Genomic DNA, 23,374 nt, shown 5'->3' with positions numbered 1-23,374 from the left:
ACATCGCCATCACCAGTTGTATTTCGCACTGGCCAGCACGGTCCGCTCGTTGCCGAACACGCACACTGCATACGACTGGCAACCGCTCACATAGCGGCGGTCGAATACGTTCGCCACATTCAATGCGAGCCGCCAGTCGCGAGTGTCGTAGTGCAATGCGGCGTCGTAAAGCGTATAGCTTGCAATCGTCAGCGAGTTGTCCGGTGCGCCCGCCAGCGCGCTTTGATAACGGACTCCGGCGCCGATGCCGAAACCCGCGAGCGCGCCCGTATGCCATGTCCAGTCCGTCCATAGCGACGCCATTTGCCGTGGACGTGGAACGTCCACGGGCCACTTGTTTAACGACGCATCGTTGGCTTTGATGTTCTTCACGTCCTGATAGACATACGACGCAATCACCGACAGTTCCCGCGTTATCTGTCCGACGGCGTTCAACTCGATGCCACGCGAACGGACCTCGCCGGTCTGCATGAACGAAGTGCCGGTCGGATCGAGATTGATCGGCGCCGGCGTGACGACGTTGGTTTGATTGATCTGATAGACGGCTGCGCTTAACGTCACGTTCTTGGCCGCGGGTCGCCAGCGCAGACCCGCCTCGATCTGCCGGCCGCGCGTCGGCTTGGGCAAGCCACCGCCGTTCATCCTCACGCCAATGACCGGATTAAACGATGTCGAATAACTTGCGTAGGGCGACAGTCCATAGTCGCCCTCATAGGTGAGCCCGACGCGACCCGAAAAGGCGCTGACATTCTGTTTGATCTGCGAGTCGTTCGCGCGGTCGTCCTGGCGCATATCGACCCAGTCTTCGCGGCCGCCGAGCGTCAGTGTCCATCGGCGGGCCTTGATCTGATCCTGCGCATAGGTGGCCAATGTACTCACCGTTGTGTGCGCATCGGTATGGCCGAGCGACGTCGGACCCGAAAAGATCGCGGTCGTGACCGGCGTATAGGCCGGCTTGTAGAGATTGAGATAGGGTGCGAGTGCGAGCCACACGCTTTCGGTCGTCGTCTGCCTGTTGTACTGGAAGCCGAGTAGCAGCGTGTGCTCAAGCGGTCCTGTCGCGAAGCGCGCTTGCGCATTGTTGTCGACGTCCAGGCGGCTGTAGTTCATCTGGAACAAGCCTGCATAACGCGTCATGGTGGTCGTGCTGTGAGGCGCGAGACCGTTGCCGAAGACAGATCCATCGTCACCCGACAAGTGCATCCAGCGCACGTTCTGGCGCAACGTCCAGATCGGATCGAACTCGTGCGAGAACTGATAGCCGAGCGATTCCTGCTTCTTCTGATAGTGGTTGAATGCCGGATCGCCCATATAAATGTCCTGAGACAACGGGCCGTTCGGGTTCGGCAGTACCGTGCCTTGCGCGGGCAGGAAGTTATATGAAATATCGCCGCGATCTTGCAGGTAGGTTGCAGTGACTGTGAGCGATGTCTTCGAGTCTGGCCGCCAGCGAAACGATGGTGCAAGCGCGACGCGCTGGTCCGCGTTCGGGCCGGTCAGCGCATTGCCGTCGCGTGCAACGCCGAGAAAGCGATACGCGTACTTGCCGTCGGCGTCGAGCGTATCGCCGACGTCGATCATCGTCTGCTTGCGTGCATAGTTGCCGATCTGCACGCCGATTTCGCGGATGCGCTCGCCGTCAGCCTGCCGCGTCTGTGCATCGACGATAGCGCCGGGGTCGCCGGCGCCATATAGCACCGACGTCGGCCCGCGTAGCACGGTGAGGCTCTCGATCATATAAGGATCGACACGCCAGTTCGCGAGTGTTGCGGTATTTGGCGTTTGCAACCCATCGACGAATAGCGTCGGCGTAAAGCCGCGCAATGCCGCATACCAGTCGGTGCGGCCGTCCGATCCGAACGATGAAAAACCAGGTACGTAGCACAGCGCCTGATTGATGTCGGTCGCGCCGGTCATCTCCATCTGCTGCGCGGTGACGATGTTGACGGTTTGAGGAATCTCGTTGATTGGCGTATCGGTTTTTGTACCCGTCGTTGTGCGCTTGCCGACGAGTCCGACCGACGATTCCTCTCGCACATCCTTCACGGTGATCGCCGGCAACGCGTTGAGAGGCATGGCGTCCGTCACGTTCGCGTCGTCGACGGGTTGCGTCGGCTGTGCGTGCGCATGGCCGACAGTCGCTGCGAGAACGATACCCTTCACCGCGACCATGATCGTGCGTCGTCCGGTGCGCATAGCCCACATCATTCGGTACTGCTCCTGTTTAGTGTTGGCGGCCTGCGGGGCCTGGCCATTTGCGCACTTTCACGAGATGTTCTCTGTTTCGTGTGGCGCGAGTGCAAGCGCTTCGGCGCCCGGAAAGTCCAATGCCTCGACGCAACGGCGAACTTCGGTCAGAAACGCGGTACACGAGGGATGAATCGCGAGCATGGTTTCAATCCATTGCTCGATGTCGGTGAGGCGCCCGTCTTTTGCAAGTACTGCCAGATCGCGGCGATCGCTGCGCGGGGGAATAGCCGAGGCAAGCCACCGCTTAGGCTGCGGACGAGCAGGCGCTGAGCCGATGGAGGTGTACGGTACGACGCTCAACTGCGAAGCATCGAGATCTTTTGCAAAAGGAACAATGAGCTCGAATGAAAACGAAGTGCCTTGCTGCAGCGCGCTCGAAACGCGCAACTCACCGCCCATTGTGTTGACAATACGCTGGGCGATGAAAAGGCCGAGTCCGGTACTGCCGTTCACCGACTGTATCTGTCTAAAGGCGGTAAACAGTTTCGACTGTTCTTCGATGGCGATGCCAATGCCCGTATCCGCGACTTCAAAGCCCATGTGCCAATGCTGTTCATGGCGGCGCGCCCGCACTGTCATCATGACGGTGCCGTCGTGTGTGAACTTCGACGCATTGGACAATAGATTCAGCAGTACCTGCTGTAATCGGCGACCGTCTATCGTCAATTGACGCGGTAGCGATGTCAACGCCTGATAGTGGAACTGGTTATTCAGTTGCGCACAGAGCGCGACCGCGTATTCGGCGATGTCGTCGAGAAGTGCGGGCAGGTCGGTCGCGGTCGGTGCGATATCCAGTGGTTGCAACTCTGCTTTCGCGTATCCAATTAGCTCGTCGATCAAGGCCAGTTGATAGTTCACACTGCGCTCGATAGCCTGTATCAGCGTGGCTTGCTTCGAATCGGCTCTATTCAGAAGAAGGCTGGCGTAACTGGAAATGGTCGCCAATGGCGCGCGGAGATCGTGGCTGACATAGCCGAGCGTTTCGATCTTTTGCCGGTTCTTCTCTTCCGCGTAACGCAGTGCTTCGTTCAATTCCAGTGTGCGTCGCGCGACTTGCTCGCGCAGGCGGTCGTGTTCGGTTCTCTGCCAGTCCGCGAGTTCGGTTCTCGCCGCCCTTCGTTGTTTGCCGACGTGATTGACCCATGCGGCAAGCACGATTAGATGCGTCGCTAATCCAATGATCGCGACCGCCGGGTTCGGATGAATATCCGACTTTAACCATGCGAGAGCCGGCGGCAACGATCCCAATGTTTCGAGCACGCGCAACGCAGAATTGAGCAGCGAGAAGATCACGGTGAGCAACATGATCCGCGCGGTGGGCGTCGACTGACGGGCGAGACTTGCAGCCATCCCCACTGTGACGAAACCGAATACTGCGTTGACGTACAGGCCGACTTGCGCGAAGACGAACAGATTGCCGAATGCGGCGCCCGCCGCTCCAATGCATTCGAGCGACGCGAATACATACAGCACGTAGCGCCAGGGCAGACGCGCTTTCTCGTCGCGTGCAATGCGCAAGATGAAAGCGATGAATAGCAGTACCGCAGTGCATCCGAATACCGTGACGCTTCTCGAACTCCACTCGGTCGCCTGCGGCCATAGATAGACTCTCGTGTACCCGCGCTCCGCAGCTTCGAATAGCGCTGTCATCAAGCAGAGAGCCGCCAACACGAGAAACGGGCCGCTGCGCGAAAAATAGGCGATAAGCAGCGCACACCATGCGAGTGCGAGAGTTCCGCCGATCAATCCGCCATTCCAGAGCGCGGCGCACTTTTCCAATGCATCGAATGCCGCCGACGAATACAGCGCCGGTTCGAGCGTAAGCGCGGTATCGCTTGCTACGCGGATGAAAACCGGCAAGCGTTCGCCGGGCGCGAGCGTGAATTCCATCAGCGGGTAGCGTGATGAAACAGGCTGGGACACCGCATCGGTACGGCTCGCATAGAAGTCGACATGCTCTAGACGCGCGTCGAGAAGCGCGAGAACTAGTGCGAGGTTTGTTGCGGCATGATTGCTCAACTCGACGCGCAGCCACCAGGCCGAGTGTGTGAAACCCGGCTTTAATCTCTTCTGCTGTGCAGTGGCGAAGCTGAGTGGACTTTCTGCGTAAAGGGCATTGATATCGGCGAGCGTCATCGTGCCCGAGACATCTTCAAAGACCTGTATCTGGCCAAGAGCGGGCAGTGGCGACTCGTTAGCGCTGGTAGTGTTGGACGTTGAAGCGAATAAATGAGTGCTCCAGCAGATAAAACACAAGAACACGATGCGCTGCCAGATGGCTCCCGGCATGATGGAATTAATCCGCATCGACGGCAGGCTCGTTCTGGCTAGCCTCTGCGTTGCCGCGGCGCTCGTCGCGATACGTCGATGGAGTCACATGGAATCGCTCGCGAAATGCCGTGGCGAAATTGGCAGCACTGGAAAAACCAATTTCCTCGGCGATGCTCGCGATACTCAACGGCGTACTGCTCAATAGCGTTTGCGCAATCCGCAAGCGTTCTTCGCGAAGGTACTCAAATACCGTTTGCCCAAGGTTCTCCCGAAACGCGCGCGACAGTCGCTTTTCATTTGTTCCCACGAGGCGCGCGAGCTGCTCGACGGTTGGCGGGTCGTTCAATCTTTGGGACAAGTGCTGAATGGCGGCGCGAACGAGTACGCCATTGCCCGTAGTGTCGGCCGCGGACACATCCTGTTCATCACGCTGAGTACTTTTTGCACGGATGAGGTGCACGCGAACGCGTGCAAGCACTTCCGCCGCATCGAATGGCTTCAGTACATAGTCGACGCCACCAATCTCCAGGCCATTGATACGTTCGTTGAGATCGCTCGCCGCAGTAAGAAAGATGACGGGAATCCCACACGTGCGGGGGTCCGCAGCGAGAAGCCGGCAAGCAGCGAATCCGTCCATGCGCGGCATCCGCACATCCATCAGGATCAGATCGGGCGAAATGGCGAGTGCCCGCTGATAGGCCTGCGATCCGTCAAATCCAACGCTGATCCGGCATCCGGCATTGCGCAGAAGATCAATTAACAATCGCAACTGGTCGGGCTGATCGTCGACAACGAGAAGATGAGCGCCTGCCAGGGCGGTGTTGAGAAGCGGCATCGTGTAAGCGGACACACCTTGCGGGTGACGTTCTCGGAGGTTTATCGGCGACGGGATACGCCGTTCGGCGTTGATGGCTCTCCATCAATAGGCCGAGCGAGCGGCGAAGAATATCAGATACATGTTTCAGTTCAAATTAAGTTGCGTTGGAGGCTTCGTTGCCGGCGACGCCCATTCGCTTCGGCAACAAATCGCGCGACCTGGCGACAGTCGACAAGATGCCTGGCGGATAAAGAAAGAATTTTCTCTCCAGCAAAGCAATTCGCCGCTCGGGCAAACAGATGCGCCGATAGCGCTACCCATAATTCCGCGAGTCCTTACATGGTGTTTCTAGTGCTTACTCGCGCAACTGTCGGTGAGAAACGGCTTTGAATTCCTGCGATATGCGGCGCGGAGAGCAAGAGAAACCCTTTCGTCTACTAGAGAAGTCAGAACGGGAAACGCAATGAACAAGAGCCGATATGAAGTGGCGGGTACTCCGCTGAAGTCTAAGCTGTCACTCGCAGTACTCACGGCGCTAATGCTGCTGCCGGCGACGCAGGCGTATGCAGATAACCTCGCTGTCGGCGGTGAAAACGCTGGTCAGACTGCAACCGTCGGTGGCGCCACGGCGCCTGTTGCGAGCACGGGCGGCGTATTCCCCGCGGTCGCCGGTGCGGACGGTACGAGCCAGAATACGGCTGTCGGCATCAATGTGTCGGCGCAAGGCGGTGCGGCAACGGCCTTGGGCGATACGGTCACGGCGAATGGAACGAATGCCACCGCGGTGGGCGCAAATTCGGTTGCAAATGGCACGAGAGCAGTAGCGTTCGGCGGTGGGGCAACCACGACGACCGGTGACGCGACTGCAATCGGTGCTCTTGCACACACGACTTCTGAATTCTCGACGGCGGTCGGTACCAATAGCTCAGCCGCTGGCGGCACGGCAGTGGGTTTCCAGGCGAGCGCGAACGCATCTGACGCTACGGCAGTCGGTGTAGATTCCGTCGCGTCGGGTATCGGCAGCGTTGCAATTGCCCGCGCACAGGCGACTGCCCAGAACGCAATCGCTATTGGTGAGAATGCCTCGGCAGTCGATGTGAATGCCGTAGCGGTAGGCACGGGGTCGAACGCGACCAACAGCGCCACGGCACTTGGTCCCTTAGCGACGGCAAGCGGCGGCAGCAGTACGGCGATCGGCAACTCGAGCGTGGCGAGCGGAGGATCGGCCATTGCGATTGGTCAGTCTTCCACCGCATCATCAAACACTTCTGTTTCGATTGGTTTTGCCGCGAACGCCGCATCGGCCAACGCGATTGCGCTGGGTACGCTCACGCAAGCGACGGGCAACAATTCCATCGCGATCGGTAACGCAGCCGTCGCTTCGACCAACGAATCGACGGCGCTCGGTTCCGGGGCTGTCACGCGCGCGGCTACGAACGTGAGCAGCGTCACGCTGAACGGAGTCACGTTCGGTGGCTTCGCGGGCGCGACGCCGACGGGTGTCGTGAGTATCGGCGCGGTCGGTCAGGAACACCAGTTGCAAAACGTCGCCGCCGGTCAGATCAGCGCAACCAGCACCGACGCCGTCAACGGCTCGCAGCTTTTCTCGATCGCATCGCAGGTTTCCGCGCTCTCGACTAACCTGACCTCGCTCACGACCACGGTCAACACCATCTCGACTACCGGTTCGAATGGCACCGCTATCGACAGTTCCGCCACCGCAGTAGGCAGGAACTCGCTGGTATCGGCAGAGAACGGAACGGCGGTGGGCAACGGTTCGACTGTCTCGGGTCAGGACGGCACGGCAATCGGCACTAACTCGACTGTCACGGCTGCGCGTGCCACCGCCATCGGCACGAACTCGAAAGTCACGGGCACCGACTCCACTGCAATCGGCACCAACAGCCAGGCTACCGCTAACAATTCGGTTGCCTTGGGTGCAAATTCAGTTGCAACCCGGGACAACACGGTTTCGGTCGGTGCGCCGGGTGCTGAACGTCAGATCACCAACGTTGCAGACGGTACGGCTCCGACCGACGCTGTGAATGTGCGTCAATTGAATGGCGCCATCAACAGCGTTCGCGATGACATGCAGAGGTATCGTCGCGACGCAAACGCGGGCTCGGCATCGGCAATCGCGATGGCGAACTTGCCGCAAGCCGTATTGCCTGGCGAGAAAGTCGTCTCGCTTGCAGCCGGTAATTACAGCGGCCAGTCGGCGATGGCACTCGGCGTGTCGGTCGCGACGCAAAAGTGGATGGTCAAAGGTTCGGTGAGTACCGGCGTTTCGGGCCACGGCGCAGTAGGTGCAGGCGCGGGCGTCGGCTATCGCTGGTAATCATGCTCTCATGAGCGTGTTGTGAAACCGCTGCGATGCCCGGCAATACGCGGGCATCGCAGTGGGTTTTGGTGGACCGCAAAGCGATGTCGGAATTTGCACAGAATCCGAGCAAAAAAGTATTGGCCGGCCGGATCGATTTAACGAGAAATACATAAAAAATGCGTATGCGCACGAAACGATTCTGTAAGGAATATTCGCTCAGTCGTTTGAATGACATTCGAGAGGAACACGGCGTCGCCGCTACCGCTCATTCCCCGCTGATGGCCGTATCACGGCGTGCTGCACAGTTTCCGGGCAACTGCCAGGCAACCTCGCTGTCAGCCTTAATAGGGGCGGCTTCTTTCAATTGTTAAATCTTGCAATACCTGAAAATAGTTAAAGACTTTACGTGGACAAATGAAAAGTCTTATGAGAAAGTTCCCTTGAGCACAGAACTTTCTTTTTGTTACACGATACCCCGGACGAGACGCCGCATCCAAAGCGAATAGGTCGGTCATCGTCTCAGATAGTGCTCAATCATTTGAATAAACGGCGCTTGTGCACGGCATGAGGTGGCTCACCACTCAGGCGCCGGCGAAACGAAGTGACGCATATCCAGGGGGCTGGCAGCTATGAGTATTCCAGGCGCAAAAAAGTCGGGCGCACGCCCGGCGAAAGAACAATATCAAGGCCGGCAATTGGCGTTCCGCCGCTCAATCGCTGCTCGCGTCTCAGTGCCGTGTCCGTTCGGACCTTCATAACGCGGCAATTCATCAATCGTCTCAGCGGTTAGTCGTCTGAAACTGGAAGTGTCCGGTTGACGCGCGCGTTTTCCTTTAGCTATGCGAATTGATAGTGTGACGATGTTTTGCGCCTGCACCGAAGATTCGTCGTCGAAAGATCAACGCTAAAGCTGTTCGCCACTGAGCGATGTTTTAAACGCGGTAAATAGTCATCCTAAGTAAACGGGAGGCGAGCGCACGCTCGCGCTTAAGAACTCCGCATTTCAATTATTCGGCGAGACAACGACATGAACAAGGCATATCGGACAATCTGGAACAAGGCGCTGGGCGCTTTCGTCGCGGCGTCGGAACTGGACGCGTCGCGCGGCAAGGGCAAGTCGGGGGCGGCGGCCTCGGTATGCGATGCGCGCAACGATGAACCCGGCGAAGGCCGCGTCGCTCCGCAGCGCAACGCCAATCCACGCGTGCTGACCGTGCTGGTGGCAATGGGCGTGGGCGGATGGGGCGCGCAAGCGCAGGCCCAGGTGAACTGCGCCGCACCGCCGTACAACTCTTTCAGCGGCAGCGCGTCGTGCATGGGCGTTCAGTCCTCGGCCACTGCGGGCGGGGCGACGGCGGTAGGTTATGCCTCCAGCAGTACGGGACTCAATGGCCTGGCAGTCGGCTATCAAGCCATTGCCGCGGCTACTAATGCCATTTACCTCGGCGCTCGCACTGCGGCAGGTACGGGCGCAACTGCGCAGTCGGCGATCGGCATTGGTACGGACGTCACCGCGAGTGGCTCAGCCGGCATCGGTATTGGCGTCCAGGCCCTCGCTAGCGGCAATGTGTCGACTGCCGTCGGCGCCTTGGCGAAAGCCGCCGGAGACAACGGCGTTGCAGTCGGCGCGAACGCAAGCGCCGCGGCGTCGGGCGTGGTTGCGGTGGGCAGCGGAGCCGTCGGTTCAACAACCAATGGTGTAGCGGTCGGTTCCGGAGCTTCCGCGACCGGTGTCAACGCGGTCTATCTGGGATCGCGAACCGCTGCCGGCACCGGATCGAGCGGACTATCGTCCAATGCGATCGGCACTGACGTTGTCGCTACCGGCGACTACGCGAACGCCTTCGGCTTCCATGCGGTGGGCAGCGGAGCCGCATCGGTCGCGATTGGGTACGTGGCCAACGGTTCGGGCACGCATGGCGTAGCCGTCGGCTTTCAGTCCATTGCCAGTGGCTTGAACGCCGTCTATCTGGGCGCGCGTACCGTCGCGGGGACCGGCGCAACGGCGGACGGCGCCGTTGCTCTCGGTACGGATGTCGTCGCATCGGGCCTCTCTTCGCTGGCCGCGGGCACCGTGTCCAGAGCCACCGCACAGAACGCAGTGGCATTGGGCGCGGGAGCCGCCGCCTCGGGGCTCAACTCGCTCGCCATGATGAACGGCTCGCAGGCCACCGGAGCTAATTCGATAGCGCTGGGCTCATCGGACTCTGTCGCGGAAGGCGGTTCATCTTCGCCGGCCGCAGTCGGAGGCGCCGCGGCATCCGGCATTCGCGCGGTTGCTCTCGGTTCCGGCGCGAGCGCTGCGGGTTTGTCGTCGATTGCGCTAGGCGACTCGGCAGTGACGGGCACGAATGCGAATGCCATTGCGTTGGGCACGAATGCAACGGCGTCGGGAACCGGCGCCGTCGCGTTGGGCAAGCAGACGGTCGCAAGCAGCGGCAATGCGACGGCCATCGGCGTTACATCGCAAGCACTGGCCGCGTCGACGGTGGCCATCGGCGACAGCAACATCGTCGCGGCGGCGGCCGGCGCCGGTTCGATCGCCGGCGGCCAGAACTCGCGCGTGCTGGGCGGAACGGGCGCGGTCGCGCTGGGTCAGGCGCAGACCGTCAGCGGCAACGGCGCCGTTGCGATCGGCGATCCCAATAGCGCGAACGGCAACGGCGCAATCGCGGTGGGCGCGAACAACACGGCCACCGGCAACGGCGCGGTCGCGCAAGGCAACGGCAACACGGCAAGCGGCCAGGGCGCCGTCGCACTCGGCAACGCCAGCAACGCGACCGGCGCGAGCGCACTCGCATTCGGCGACTCCGCCGTGGCGAACCTCGGCGGCGCGATTGCGTTGGGCGCAAACGCGACGGCGGCCAATGCAAACGCCGTGGCGCTCGGCGCCGGCAGCGTCACGGGCGCCGCCGTCAACACCGCCACTGTCACGGTGGGCGGCGTCACGCATGGCGTGCAAGGCACGACGCCAGGCAGCACCGTGAGCATCGGTTCGGTCGGCAACGAGCGGACGCTCACGAATCTCGCCGCGGGCCGCGTGACTGCAACCAGCACCGACGCCGTGAACGGCAGCGAACTGTATGCGACCAACCAGGCAGTCGACAGTCTGACGAGCGGCACGGTCGGCCCGTTCGTGTCCAACAACTCGGTCACGTCGACGCAGCCGGTATCGTCCGGCGCCAACGCGGCGGCCGGCGGCTTCGGCGCAACGGCGAGCGGCGCCGCGTCGCTCGTGGTCGGCAATCAGTCCACCGACAACGGCGTCGCGAACTCCACCGTGTTGGGCCAGGGCGCGAGCATCGCGAGCGGTGTGACCGGTTCGAACGTGGCGCTCGGGCAGGGATCGTCGGTCACGTCGGCCGCGGTGCCGACCGGCAGCGGCGTCATCAACGGCGCGACCGTTATTTATGCGGGCGGCGCACCGACCGGCGTGGTCAGCGTCGGAACCGCGGCGGCGCCGCGTCAGCTCACCAACGTCGCGGCCGGTCGGGTGAACGCGTCGAGCACGGACGCGGTGAACGGCTCGCAGCTTTTCGCCGCCGATGCCGCCATCGACACAATCGGCGGCCAGGTGACGAACCTGGGTAACACCGTGGCGTCGAGCCTCGGCGGCGGCACCACGTACAACAGCACGACCGGCGCGCTGACCACCAACCTCAGCTACGGCGGCAACACTTATACGTCGGTACAGAACCTCATCACAGCGATCACGGGCGGCGGCAGCGCGCCGGGCATCAAGTACTTCCACGCGAACTCGACGGCGCCGGACAGCCAGGCGCTCGGCACCGACAGCGTCGCGATAGGCCCGAACGCGGTGGCGACGAACGCGAACGACGTGGCGCTCGGCTCCGGTTCGCAGACCGGCACCGCGACGCCGACCGCGAGCGCGACCATCGGCGGCACGGTGTACAGCTTTGCCGGCACGAATCCGACGAGCGTGGTGAGCGTGGGCGCATTGGGCGCCGAGCGGCAGATCCAGAACGTGGCGGCGGGCACGCTGAGCGCGAGCAGCACGGATGCGGTGAACGGCTCTCAGCTCTACCAGACCAACCAGGCGGTCGACAGTCTCGCGACGACCGTCGCCGCCGACAAGACGCACTACTACAGCGTCAACGACGGCGGCACGCAAGGCGCCAACTACAACAACAACGGCGCGACCGGGCTGAACTCGCTGGCGGCGGGCGTCGCGGCAGCGGCAAGCGGCGCGAGCAGCTTCGCGGGCGGCAACGGCGCTTCCGCGCTCGCGGACAATGCTGTTGCGTTGGGCGCTTTGTCGAGTGCGTCGGTGGTGGGCGGCGTCGCGATTGGTTCGGGTTCAGTCTCCGATCGCGCGGTGCTGTCGGGCATCGGCTCGATTGCCAACGGCAGCCACTCGATTCCGTTCAACACGGCGGACCAGACATTGCTCGGCGCGGTGTCGTTCGGCAGCGCAAGCGCCAACACATATCGTCAGTTGACGAATGTCGCGGACGGCACGCAGGCGCACGACGCCGTCACGATCCGGCAGTTGGCGGGTGCGCTGTCATCGTTTGCCGTGACGGGGCAGTTGTACTTTCACGCGAATTCGGCGGCAGCGGATTCGCTCGCGGTCGGTGCGGAGTCGATTGCTGTCGGACCGACGACCGTGGTCAACGGCGACAACGGCGTCGGTGTGGGCAACGGCGCAATCGTCGATGCCACTGCGCCAGGCGGTGTTGCAATCGGCCAGGCCGCTAACTCGGCACAGGCTGATGCGATCGCGGTCGGCAGCGGCTCGGTTGCAAGCGGCGCGCAGTCGATTGCTCAAGGCGCGAACGCAAGCGCCGCCAATGCCGGGTCAATCGCAATCGGCTCAGGCGCGCAAAGCACTGCAATCGATGCCCTCGCGCTCGGCGCCGGCGCGAACGCGACATCCGCGAACAGCGTCGCGCTCGGCTCGGGCTCGCAAACCGGCACGGCAACGCCGACAGCGAGCACGACCATCAACGGCACGGTCTATGGCTTCGCGGGCACGAATCCGACGAGCGTCGTCAGCGTCGGTGCGGCGGGCGCCGAGCGGCAGATCCAGAACGTCGCAGCGGGACGTCTCGACGGGACGAGCACGGACGCGGTCAACGGCTCGCAGTTGTATCAGAGCAATCAGGCGATCGACGCGCTGGCCACCACCGTCGCCGCCGACAAGACGCATTACTTCGACGTCAACGACGGCGGCACCCAGGGTGGCAACTACAACAACGACGGCGCGACGGGCGTCAACGCGTTGGCGGCGGGCGTCGGAACGGTCGCGGCGGGCGCGGGCAGCACCGCGCTCGGCCAGGGCGCGACGGCGAGCAACGCGAACGACGTGGCGCTCGGTTCGGGTTCGCGGACCGGCACCGCGACGCCGACCGCGAGCGCGACCATCGGCGGCACGGTGTACAGCTTTGCCGGCACGAACCCGACGAGCGTGGTGAGCGTGGGCGCGCCAGGTGCCGAGCGGCAGATCCAGAACGTGGCCGCGGGCACGCTCAGTTCGGGCAGCACGGATGCAGTGAACGGCTCGCAGCTCTATGCAACGGATCAGGCAGTCGACAACCTCGCCAGCGTCGTGACGGCCAACGCCAAGCACTACTACAGCGTCAACGACGGCGGCACGCAAGGCGCCAACTACAACAACGACGGCGCGACCGGTCTCAACGCATTGGCGGCGGGCGTAGCGGCAGCGGCGAGCGGCGCGAGCAGTTTCGCGGGCGGCAATGGCGCTTCGGCGCTCGCGGACAACGCGGTTGCGTTGGGCACTTTGTCGAGTGCGTCGGTGGTCGGCGGTGTCGCGATTGGCTCGGGTTCGGTGTCCGATCGCGCGGTACTGTCGGGCGTCGGCTCGATTGCAAACGGCACGCACGCGATTCCGTTCAACACGGCCGACCAGACCTTGCTCGGCGCGGTGTCGTTCGGTAGCGCGAGCGGCAACACGTATCGTCAATTGACGAATGTCGCGGATGGCACGCAGGCACACGACGCCGTCACGATCCGGCAGTTGGCCGGCGCGTTGTCGTCGTTTGCCGTGACGGGCCAGTTGTACTTCCACGCGAATTCCACGGCGGCGGATTCGCTTGCGGTCGGTGCGGAGTCGATCGCTGTCGGGCCGACCACTGTGGTCAACGGCGACAACGGCGTGGGCGTCGGCAACGGCGCAATCGTCGACGCGACGGCGCCTGGCGGCGTCGCAATCGGCCAGGCCGCGAACTCGGCGCAGGCGGATGCGATTGCGGTCGGCAGCGGCTCGGTTGCAAGCGGCGCACAGTCGATTGCTCAAGGCGCGAACGCTAGCGCGGCCAACGCCGGATCGATTGCAATCGGCTCAGGCGCGCACAGCACCGCAATCGACGCGCTCGCGCTCGGCTCAGGCTCGAGCGCATCGTTTGCGAACAGCGTGGCGCTTGGAGCCGGATCGGTGACGACGGTCGGCGCGGTCAGCAATTACATCGCGTATGGCTTGAGCACGCCGCAGTCGTCGGCGGGTGAAGTCAACATCGGCAACCGGCAAATCACCGGCCTCGCGGCCGGCAAGGCCGGCACCGACGCCGTGAACGTCTCGCAACTCGATGCAGTGGCAAGCCGCTTGACCACACTCATCAGCCAGCAGACGACCAACAACGGCGGCAGCTTCTCGTCGTCGCCCGGCACGCCCACGCCTCCGGCTCCTTCGGGCACGAACTCGTCGGCGGGCGGGCAGGGCGCGGTGGCGTCCGGCACGAACAGCTCGGCGGTGGGCAACGGTTCGACGGCGTCGGCCAGCGGTTCGACTGCGGTGGGCGCCGGGGCGACATCGACGGGAGCAGGTTCGACGGCGCTCGGCTCCGACAGTAACGACGGCGGCCGCTCGAATGTCGTGGCAGTGGGCTCGAGCGGGACGAACCGGCAAGTCATCAACGTCGCAGCCGGCACCGCGCCGACGGATGCCGTCAACGTCCAGCAGTTGAACGCCACGCTTTCGCAGGCGAACGCCTACACCGATGCTCGCATGAACGAACTGCAGAACGGCATCAATTCGACGGCGCGCAATGCGTATTCCGGCATCGCGGCGGCGACCGCGCTCACGATGATTCCGGAAGTGGACAAGGACAAGACATTGTCGCTCGGCATCGGCACGGCGGGCTTCCGCGGCTATCAGGCGGTGGCGATCGGCGGCACGGCGCGTCTCACCGAGAACGTGAAGATGAAAGCCGGCGTCGGCATGAGCCCCGGAGGCACGACGGTCGGCGTCGGCGCGGCCATGCAATGGTAAGTCGTGAACGCGTGGGGCCGCAGCCGCGCGCCACGCATTCTTCGCCACACACAGTTTATGGAGTACCTGATGAACCGACTCTTTTTTGCAAGCCTTTTCAGTAGCGCCGTGCTCGTCATAACCGGATGCACGGCGGCGAGCGGCCCGACCTTCAACGCCTATTCCGTCGACTCGAACAACGGCGTGCGCACCTACCGCGCCGAGTGTCACGGATTGTTCGAAAGCGCGTCGACCTGCATGGACGTTGCGAAACGCATTTGCGGCGACAAGGGCGTGCAGCCGATCGACAAAATAGACCGCGTGCGCGCCGCCGACGACAACCGCAGCGACCCGCGCATTCTGCTGTTCAAATGCGGCCAGGAAGCGGGCAACAATGCGGCGGCCGACACGGGCGCCGTCGCTGCGCAAGCGCCCACGCTCGAGAGTTTCGCACTGGAAAGCGATGCGTTGTTCCCGTTCGGCAAGTCAGCGGCTGACACGATGTTGCCGTCCGCGAAAGCGCAACTCGACGACGTCGCCGCGCGCATCCGCAAGCACGAGCAGGTGAGCGCGATCGAGGTCGTCGGCCATACCGACAGGCTCGGTCCCGAATCGCTCAACGGACCGTTGTCGCTCGCGCGGGCCAACACCGTGCGCGACTATCTGATCGCTCACGGACTGGACGGCAGCATCATTCAGGCGAAGGGCGTCGGCGCGAGCCAGCCGCGAACGAACTGCGCGGACCGCGAGGGCCGCGCGCTGATCGCGTGCCTGCAACCGGACCGGTATGTGTCGATCACGGTCCAGGGCCGCAAGTGATGTGAGCGTGGGGGCGGCGCGGGTAGGCTCGATGCACCGCTCCCGGCTTAATGCTGCGTTCGATGCCTCACTCCGCATGCGGCGACGCCGCAGCAGGCGACAGTTCCGCGAGCAGCGACATCAGGTACTCGATGTCGACCGGCTTGACGAGATGATGGTCGAACCCGGCCGCCTGCACACGCAGATGATCGTCGGCCTGGCCGTAACCCGTCACCGCGATCAGCACGGGCCGCGTCTCGCCTTTCTGGCGAATCAGCCTCGCGAGTTCGTAGCCGTCCGTGTCCGGCAGACCGATGTCGAGCAGCGCGGCATCCACTGGCTCGGCCTCGGCTTTCGCGAGCGCATCCTGCGCGCCATACGCGACGTCGACGTGATAGCCCTCACTCTCGCAGAGCAGGGCGAGCGAGTCGGCGGCGTCCTTGTTGTCGTCGACGATCAGCACATGCAGCGAAGCGCGCTCGGCATGCGAGGCACCGCTCGCCGACGGTTCGTCGTGCGACGGCGCGGCCGTTTCCGGCGCATGCGAAAGCGGCAGCCTGATCGAGACCGTCGCGCCGCGGCCAGGACCGGGGCTCGCGATCTCGATTGAACCGCCGTGCAGTTCGACCAGCTTCTTCACCAGCGACAAGCCGATGCCGAGACCTCCATGCGCGCGGTCGAGCGTGCGCTCGCCTTGCGCGAAAAGATCGAAGATGTGCGGCAGCAGATCGGGCGAAATGCCGCTGCCGTTGTCCTCGATCGTGACGGTCGCGAAGCGCTCGTCGGCGAGCGCGGTCACGCACACGCTGCCGCCGTGGTCCGTGTACTTGCACGCGTTGTTCAATACGTTGACGAGAATCTGCGACAGACGCAGCGGGTCTGCATGCAGCCACACGGGCGTGGGCGGCAAGCGCACGGTGAGGTGCTGGCCGCGCGAGGCCGCCATCGACGAGACGGTTTCCAGTGCGCCATAAACCGCGGTGCCGAGCAGGAGCGGCTCGCGTCGAAGCACGATGCGTCCGTGCGTGATGCGCGACACTTCGAGCAGATCGTCGACGAGTTGCGCCATATGATCGACCTGCCGGCCGAGCATGCCGACCAGTTCGCCGGGCTTCATGCCGGCGTCTTTCTGCCGGCGCAGCAATGCAATGGCGTTGCGCATCGGCGCGAGCGGATTGCGCAGTTCGTGTGCGAGCATCGCGAGGAATTCGTCCTTGCGGCGATCCGTTTCGCGCAGCGCGAGTTCGAGCGTCTTGCGCTGCGTGATGTCCACCGCGCTCGCAATGACGCGCCACGGCCGGCCGTCGGCGTCGCGTTGCAACACGGCCTGGCTTTGCAGCCAGCATTCCTGGCCGTTCATCGCGATGCGGAACTCGAGCGGCTCGTCGAATTCGCCGGTGAGCGCGACGCGGCGCATCGCGGCGTCCACCGCGGCGCGGTCTTCAGCGTGCACGCGATGCAGCGCCGCGTCATACGACAGCGCAATCGGGCCGGCCAGCACGCGGGGCATTGCGTCGACGGTGTCCCAGCAGACCGTCCACGAATCCAGCGACAGATACCCGATGATCATCTTCGCGGCGCGCATCGCGACCTGAAGACGCAGGTTGCGCTCTTCGAGTGCGGCCGCGGCCGCGCGTTCGTCGGTCACATCGGTTGCCATGCAAAACCATTCGCGCAGCGTGCCGTCGTCGTCGCGCAACGGCGCGGCACGCGCGGACATGGTCCGCCAACTGCCGTCGCGCCGACGCAAGCGGAACGTCATCGAGCCTGGCCGCTCGGCCTTGACGATGCCCAACCACTTGTCGCGCGCGCTGTCCTGGTCGTCGGGATGAACGAGATCGAGCCATTCGCAGCCTGTGCTTAAGCCCTCTTGCGGAGCGAACGAGTGCCAGTTGCCGAGCTGATGATTACGGCCCGCCGCGTCCGCAATCCACGTCAGTTCCGAACTCGCTTCGACGAGCGCGCGATAGCGCTGCTCGCTGCGTTCGCGTTCGGTTTGCGCGTCGTGCTGCTCGGTGATGTCGAAGGTCACGCCGAATACGCGCTCGATTTCCGAGCCGCTGCCGCAGTCCGTTTCGCCGCGCGTGCGCAGCCACAAACGGCGTCCGTCCTCGAGTTCGATCGGGAAATCGAGTTCGAACGGCACACATTCGTGCAGGCGCCCCGTCAACTCGCGCGCGAACCACGCCCGGTGGCTTTCGGGGATTCTGTCGAAGAGCCATTGCAACGGCACTTCCGCCTGCTGCTGCTCGAGCCCGTAGATGTGCGCGAGCTGGGCGCTGATGCGCGCCGTGCGGCTGCCCATGTCCCATTCCCACGCGCCGACGCGCGCCGCGTCGAGTGCGAAGCGCAGACGCCGTTCGCCGATTTCGTAAGCCTCGCCGGCCTTCACGAAGTCGTCGATGTCCATCGCGATGCCGCATGCGCCGGTGACGACGCGCGCGTCGTCGAAAATGGGCTGAAGGCGCAGCTTGTGCCAACGGTACTTGCCGTCGAAGCGCTGCAGGCGCGCGTTGACCTTCGCGCTTTCGCCGGCCGTGAGCGCGCTGCGCCAGGCGTCGAGCACTTTTTTCACGTCGCATTCGAGAACGAACTGGTCCCAATGCAGCGTGGTGTTCGGCGCGAAGGGATTGCCGAGGTAGTTGCGGCAAGCGATGTTGGTATAGGTGACAATTCCGCGCGCGTCCGCGGTCCAGACAAGAGCCGGAACCTGATCGGCAATATCGTTGTTGCTCATTGCGTTATCAATCGCACCGTTTTACTGCTTCGAGAGAACGTCTGCCTGCACCGCAAGTGGATTGAAGCACTGCGCTGCGTGAGCGAAGTGACAGTCCATCGTCCTGTGCGCGGCGCCTCGCTGCTATTGGGGAAAGCCTGGGTTCGCGCCCCATTGCAGCGCGCCGCTGCTTATGCCCTGGCCAATTCCGCAGACCTTTAGGCGCAATAGGTCGAGATCGCGCGATCCGTGCCCCATTGTGCGCCTGAAAGCCGCTGCAATAATACGGGCGTGCGCACAATCGGGCCGCCTCGCGCGAGCCCAATCCACTTATTAGCATGCGGCGCGCCTTGCGCGGAACAGGAGACGTGATGAACAGTATTTCGCCGACATCGTATGCAAGCCGCGCCGACGGCGTGCGCCCGATGCCGTTCAATGCGCCGCATTCCGTGTTGCGCTCGCAGCTTGCGCGTTAAGCGGCGTATTTCATCGACGGATGCGCTGGCGCGCGTCGGCAGCATGCGCTGCTCGCTGCTGGCGTGTTGCATTGCGTGTTGCGTAGCAGCGGCGCTTCACTCTTCGGCCGTGCTCGCGCAGGCCTGGCGAGACCTCGCGCCGCAGCCGACGCCGCCCACTCCGCGCACTGCGCCGTCGCAACCTTCCGCTCCTTCGGACAAGAATGCCGCGCAGATCGCAGTGCCCCGACTCGAGGGACTAGTGTTCCAACCGGCCGGCGCGAGCGCTCCTGCTGCGGCAACGCAGCCCCGCATTGCCGCCGAAGATTTGCCCCTGCTCGACGCGGCGTTTCTTCATTCGTTCGACGGCGATCTCGACAAGCCTCTCACGTTCGGACGTCTTGCCGACATGCGCCGTGCCGTGGTGGAGCGTTATCGCGCGGCGGGCAAACCGCTCGTGGATGTGTACGTGCCCGAGCAGGACGTGAGTTCGGGCGTCGTGCATATCGCGGTCGCCGAGTTTCGCCTGGGACAGGTGCGCACGAATGGCAACCGCTATTTCTCCGACGATCTGCTCAAACGTGAAGTGCCGCTCGAAGCGGGCGCGCCGATTCTGCAGTCGGACGTCTCGCTCGGTCTCGCGGTACTCAACGCCAATCCTTATCGACGCGTGGATGCGGTCTTTGCGCCAGGTGAAGCGGCGAATTCAACCGACGTCATCCTGCAGACCGACGACCGCCTGCCGCTTCGCGTGAGCGCCGGCTACGACAACGCGGGCGTGCGCGATCTCGGCCGCGACCGCTTTTTTGCCGGCATCGACTACGGCAATCTGTTTGGGCTCGATCAGCACGTTGCATATCAATTCACGGCGAGCAACGATTTCTTCAGCGGCAACCCGGACATTGAAGGACGCCCGAACCGCGCGCGCTTCATGGCTCACGCGCTGAACTACATTGCGCCGCTGCCGTGGCACGACAGCATCGAACTGTTCGGCGTCTATGCGCAGAGCACGCCGCGTCTGCCGGACAGTTACGGGCAAACGGGCATTTCCGCGCAGATGAGCGTCCGCTACGACTGGCGTCTGCCGACCACGACGAATACCGCGCAGCTCGTTCAGTTCGGCTATGACTTCAAGCGCAGCAACAACAATCTGGAATTCGGCGGCTTTCAGGTGTTCAACTCAAACACACACATCCACCAGTTTCTGCTTACCTACGATGTCAGTCAGCCGGGCGACGCGGGCGTCGGGCACCTATCGGCGACACTCGTGGGAAGTCCTGGCGGACTGGACGGCTCTAACAACGACGCCGCGTTCGCCGCCGCGCGGCAAGGCGCGACCGCCCGCTATGCGTATCTGCAACTCGCAGCACAACGCGCGATTGCGCTGGGCGGCTTTACGTTGACCGGGCGCGGCGCGTTCCAGTGGACGCCGAATACGCTGCTACCGAGCGAGGAAATGGGCCTCGGCGGCGAGACCAGCGTGCGAGGCTACGAGCCGTACGTCGTGCTAGGCGATCGCGGCTGGAACGTGCAGACGGAATTGCGTGCGCCCGCGTTGCAGTTCGGTGCGAGCGGCGCGGCCGCGCAACCGTTCGTGTTCGTGGACGCGGGCCATGTGTGGAACCGCGACGATCAACTCGCGGAACCCGCTCATGGGTCGCTCGTTAGCGTCGGCGCAGGCGTGCGTTTTCAATGGTCGCGCTTCGTCGATTTTCGCTGCACGTATGGCGTGCCGCTGCGTGCGCCGACGCCGGGCGCATCGAAGGCGCCGATGGTGCTTCTGTATGTTTCCATCGGCAGTTAAAGCCTGCGTCGCACGCGTTATACGTGTTTCAGCACGCTGCTCGCGAGCTTGCGCAGTTCGTCGAACTGGGTGACGAGTTCGAGACAGAGCACGAAGGCCAGCATCGCGGAAGGGCCTGGGTAGCGTTCGCTCAATCGCAGTAGCGGGCCCGCGTAACGCGCGCGAACGGCTTCGCGTGTCATGACCCACGTGATCGCGATTCCGATTGCCGCGCCGACCAGCAGATCCGTCGGATAGTGAAAGCCGAGATAGGCACGCGGGACGCAGATAAAGAGCGCGGTGTAGATCAGCGCCAGCACGCCGATGCGCTTGCAGATCAGAAAGATGCCGGTGGCGATGGCCATCCATAGCATCGCGTGGTCGCTGGGGAATGAACTCCACGAAGACAGCAACGCGTCTTTGGACACGCCGGCCGCAAAGTGCAGATTCAGTTCGGAACTGTAGACGGGGCGCACTCTGAACGGCAGCCAGTGCGTGAGGGTTCTTCCTACAAAAAGCGCGACGAGGCCGCTGAGTATCGTTGCGATGACCATTTCGCGCCGCCATGCACTGCGCTCGCCGGATTGAAACCACATCCACCACAACACGGGTATGAGCAGAAGACCCTTGAAGGTGTAGAGATCGGCGAGTGCCTGTATTGCATGCGTTGTATGCAAGCCGAAGTGAATGTTTGAAAGATATGTCTCAATGGTTATATCGAAGCTATTCATCTTTTTGTGGGGTTCCCAATCGAACGGCTAATGGTCAGTGTAACTGATGATTAGCCGTCGCCAATTTCATCGCGTGCGTTGCTGTCACGCGGTTTGCTACATGCGTTTATTCATGGACTCTCGCACGCTTGCGACGCGTGCACCGCATGAAAGGAGAGGCAAATGCTTACGCAGAAAACGAAGGACGTTGTAAAAGCTACGGCCCCTGTGCTGGCGCAGCATGGGCTGCCGATCATCAAGCGCTTTTACAAACGATTGTTCAACGCGCACCCGGAACTGAAGAACGTATTCAACATGGCCCACCAGGATCAGGGCCAGCAACAGCAGGCTCTCGCTCGCGCCGTCTACGCTTACGCAGAGAACATCGAGAATCCCGGCAGTCTCGCGGCGGTGCTGAAAAATATCGCCAATAAACATGCGAGCCTGAATGTCAGGCCGGAGCATTACCCGATTGTCGGAGAACATTTGCTCGGCGCGATCAAGGACGTACTCGGCGACGCCGCCACCGACGAGATCATCTCCGCGTGGGCACAGGCTTATGGCAATCTCGCGGACCTGTTGATGGGAATGGAAAGCGAGTTGCGCGAGAAGTCGACGCAACAACTCGGCGGCTGGACGGGCTGGCGCAAATTCGTGGTCAAGGAAAAACGGCCTGAGAGCAGCGTCATTACATCGTTCGTGCTTGAACCGTCGGACGGGCAGCCGGTCGTCAACTTCGAGCCGGGCCAGTACATCAGCATTGCAGTAGATGTGCCTTCGTTGCAGTTGCAACAGATTCGCCAGTACAGCCTGTCCGACATGCCGAATGGGCGCAGCTATCGCATCTCCGTCAAACGCGAGGAGGGCGACGCTTCACGGCCGCCGGGCTATGTGTCGTCGCTGCTTCACGAGCATGTGAACGTGGGCGACGAAGTCAAACTCGCCGCGCCGTACGGCACGTTTTATATCGACGTACACGCGAAAACGCCGATCGTGCTGATCAGCGGCGGCGTCGGTTTGACGCCGATGGTCAGCATGCTGAAGCGCGCGATTCAGGACCCGCAGCGGCAAGTGGTATTCGTGCATGGCGCGCGAAACGGTGCGGTTCATGCGATGCGCGACAGGCTTCGGCAAACCGCCGCGACGTATGCGAACTTCAAGGCGGTGGTCTATTACGAGAACCCGCTACCCGCCGATATAGCGGGTCAGGACTATGACCGTGCGGGCTTTATCAATCTCGATGAGTTGCGTGATCTGATTCTGCTTCCCGACGCGGACTACTACATTTGCGGGCCTATTCCGTTCATGCGCTTGCAGCACGATGCATTACGCGCGATGGATATTCCCGAGACGCGGATTCATTACGAGGTGTTCGGCCCGCACCTGTTCGAGGAGTAAAAGCCACGGCTTATTGAATGGCTTTACGGCGTTTGTGCAACGAGTTGCTTGTGAAAGAACGTGGTGCCGCAGAACGTACCGTCGGGCATCAACGCATAGTTTGGCACTTCTCCGACACGTTGCCAGCCTGCGCGCTCATAGAGCCGCTCGGCATCTCCGCCGGTCACGGTATCGAGTACCAATACGGATTTGCCGGCGCGGCGCGCTTCGTCGTCGACGGCGGTCATCAGACGAGCCGCAATGCCGCGACGCCTCGCGTCTCGGTGCACGAGCATCTTCGCGACATCCGCGCGATGAGGCTGGTTCTCGGGCTGCGCCGTGATCAGTTGCACGGTGCCGACGATCTTGCCGTCAGCGCGTTCGGCAACCAGCAGGATTCGCTCGTCGCGGGCCACGCCATTCGCGACCTGTTGCCAGAAGCGAAGCGCGGTTTGCCGCGAGATAGGCAACATGAAGCTGACCGACGCGCCGCCTTCCACGCAGTCGATCAGCAGATCGGCGAGCGAATCGACACAGGCCATTGCTTCGTCGGCATGGATGCGTCGAATGGCTATCGTTTCAGTCATCGTTGGCTCCGTGAGTTGAAAGGCAAGTATGTTTAGTGCTGCCGGTTAGCAAGGCGTTG

11 protein-coding genes are annotated in these 23,374 nt (G+C 62.7%); 5 read left to right on the top strand and 6 right to left on the bottom strand.

What is annotated here, in order from left to right; genetic code table 11:
* Window positions 1-9: 9 nt before the first annotated feature.
* From ABIE53_RS21245 to ABIE53_RS21235, 3 genes are read right to left on the bottom strand one after another with little or no spacing between them, the layout of a single operon-like run.
* The gene (locus tag ABIE53_RS21245; protein WP_502922745.1) at window positions 10-2,205 is read right to left on the bottom strand and encodes a TonB-dependent siderophore receptor; all 2,196 of its coding nucleotides are present in this window, start codon (window positions 2,203-2,205) and stop codon (window positions 10-12) included.
* Window positions 2,206-2,265: 60 nt separating this feature from the next.
* Complete coding sequence (locus tag ABIE53_RS21240) at window positions 2,266-4,539, bottom strand: sensor histidine kinase (protein ID WP_310075648.1); 2,274 nt, start codon at window positions 4,537-4,539, stop codon at window positions 2,266-2,268.
* 7 nt (window positions 4,540-4,546) lie between these two features.
* Window positions 4,547-5,356 (bottom strand): response regulator transcription factor, encoded by an 810-nt coding sequence (locus ABIE53_RS21235; RefSeq protein ID WP_192699663.1) that lies wholly within the window; start codon window positions 5,354-5,356, stop codon window positions 4,547-4,549.
* 445 nt (window positions 5,357-5,801) lie between these two features.
* Between ABIE53_RS21235 and ABIE53_RS21230 the strand changes: the two genes are divergently transcribed.
* From ABIE53_RS21230 to ABIE53_RS21220, 3 genes are all read left to right on the top strand, one after another.
* Window positions 5,802-7,676, top strand: a complete 1,875-nt coding sequence (locus ABIE53_RS21230) for a YadA family autotransporter adhesin (RefSeq protein ID WP_192699664.1) — start codon at window positions 5,802-5,804, stop codon at window positions 7,674-7,676.
* Between the two features lie 1,012 nt (window positions 7,677-8,688).
* Window positions 8,689-14,910 carry an ESPR-type extended signal peptide-containing protein gene (locus tag ABIE53_RS21225; protein WP_192699665.1) on the top strand — a complete coding sequence of 2,074 codons (6,222 nt, stop codon included), beginning with the start codon at window positions 8,689-8,691 and terminating at the stop codon, window positions 14,908-14,910.
* A gap of 69 nt (window positions 14,911-14,979) precedes the next feature.
* Window positions 14,980-15,708, top strand: coding sequence for an OmpA family protein (locus tag ABIE53_RS21220; RefSeq protein WP_006049684.1), 729 nt, complete (start codon window positions 14,980-14,982; stop codon window positions 15,706-15,708).
* A gap of 67 nt (window positions 15,709-15,775) precedes the next feature.
* Here ABIE53_RS21220 and ABIE53_RS21215 read toward each other — a convergent pair whose 3' ends face one another.
* Window positions 15,776-18,424, bottom strand: a complete 2,649-nt coding sequence (locus ABIE53_RS21215; protein WP_107706945.1) for a hybrid sensor histidine kinase/response regulator — start codon at window positions 18,422-18,424, stop codon at window positions 15,776-15,778.
* A 498-nt stretch (window positions 18,425-18,922) separates the two neighbouring features.
* Here ABIE53_RS21215 and ABIE53_RS21210 point away from each other — a divergent pair, with 498 nt between their 5' ends.
* The gene (locus tag ABIE53_RS21210; protein WP_192699666.1) at window positions 18,923-20,662 is read left to right on the top strand and encodes a ShlB/FhaC/HecB family hemolysin secretion/activation protein; all 1,740 of its coding nucleotides are present in this window, start codon (window positions 18,923-18,925) and stop codon (window positions 20,660-20,662) included.
* 17 nt (window positions 20,663-20,679) lie between these two features.
* Here ABIE53_RS21210 and ABIE53_RS21205 read toward each other — a convergent pair whose 3' ends face one another.
* Window positions 20,680-21,372, bottom strand: a complete 693-nt coding sequence (locus ABIE53_RS21205) for a phosphatase PAP2 family protein (protein WP_006049679.1) — start codon at window positions 21,370-21,372, stop codon at window positions 20,680-20,682.
* 162 nt (window positions 21,373-21,534) lie between these two features.
* Here ABIE53_RS21205 and hmpA point away from each other — a divergent pair, with 162 nt between their 5' ends.
* Window positions 21,535-22,749 carry an NO-inducible flavohemoprotein gene (gene hmpA, locus ABIE53_RS21200; RefSeq protein ID WP_192699667.1) on the top strand — a complete coding sequence of 405 codons (1,215 nt, stop codon included), beginning with the start codon at window positions 21,535-21,537 and terminating at the stop codon, window positions 22,747-22,749.
* Between the two features lie 23 nt (window positions 22,750-22,772).
* Here the strand turns inward: hmpA and ABIE53_RS21195 are convergent, their stop codons facing one another.
* The gene (locus tag ABIE53_RS21195) at window positions 22,773-23,315 is read right to left on the bottom strand and encodes a GNAT family N-acetyltransferase (RefSeq protein WP_053859940.1); all 543 of its coding nucleotides are present in this window, start codon (window positions 23,313-23,315) and stop codon (window positions 22,773-22,775) included.
* Window positions 23,316-23,374 lie beyond the last annotated feature (59 nt).

This window comes from Paraburkholderia sp. OAS925, from assembly GCF_040543975.1.
GTDB lineage: Bacteria > Pseudomonadota > Gammaproteobacteria > Burkholderiales > Burkholderiaceae > Paraburkholderia > Paraburkholderia graminis.
This window is presented reverse-complemented; position numbering and strand designations above follow the sequence as displayed.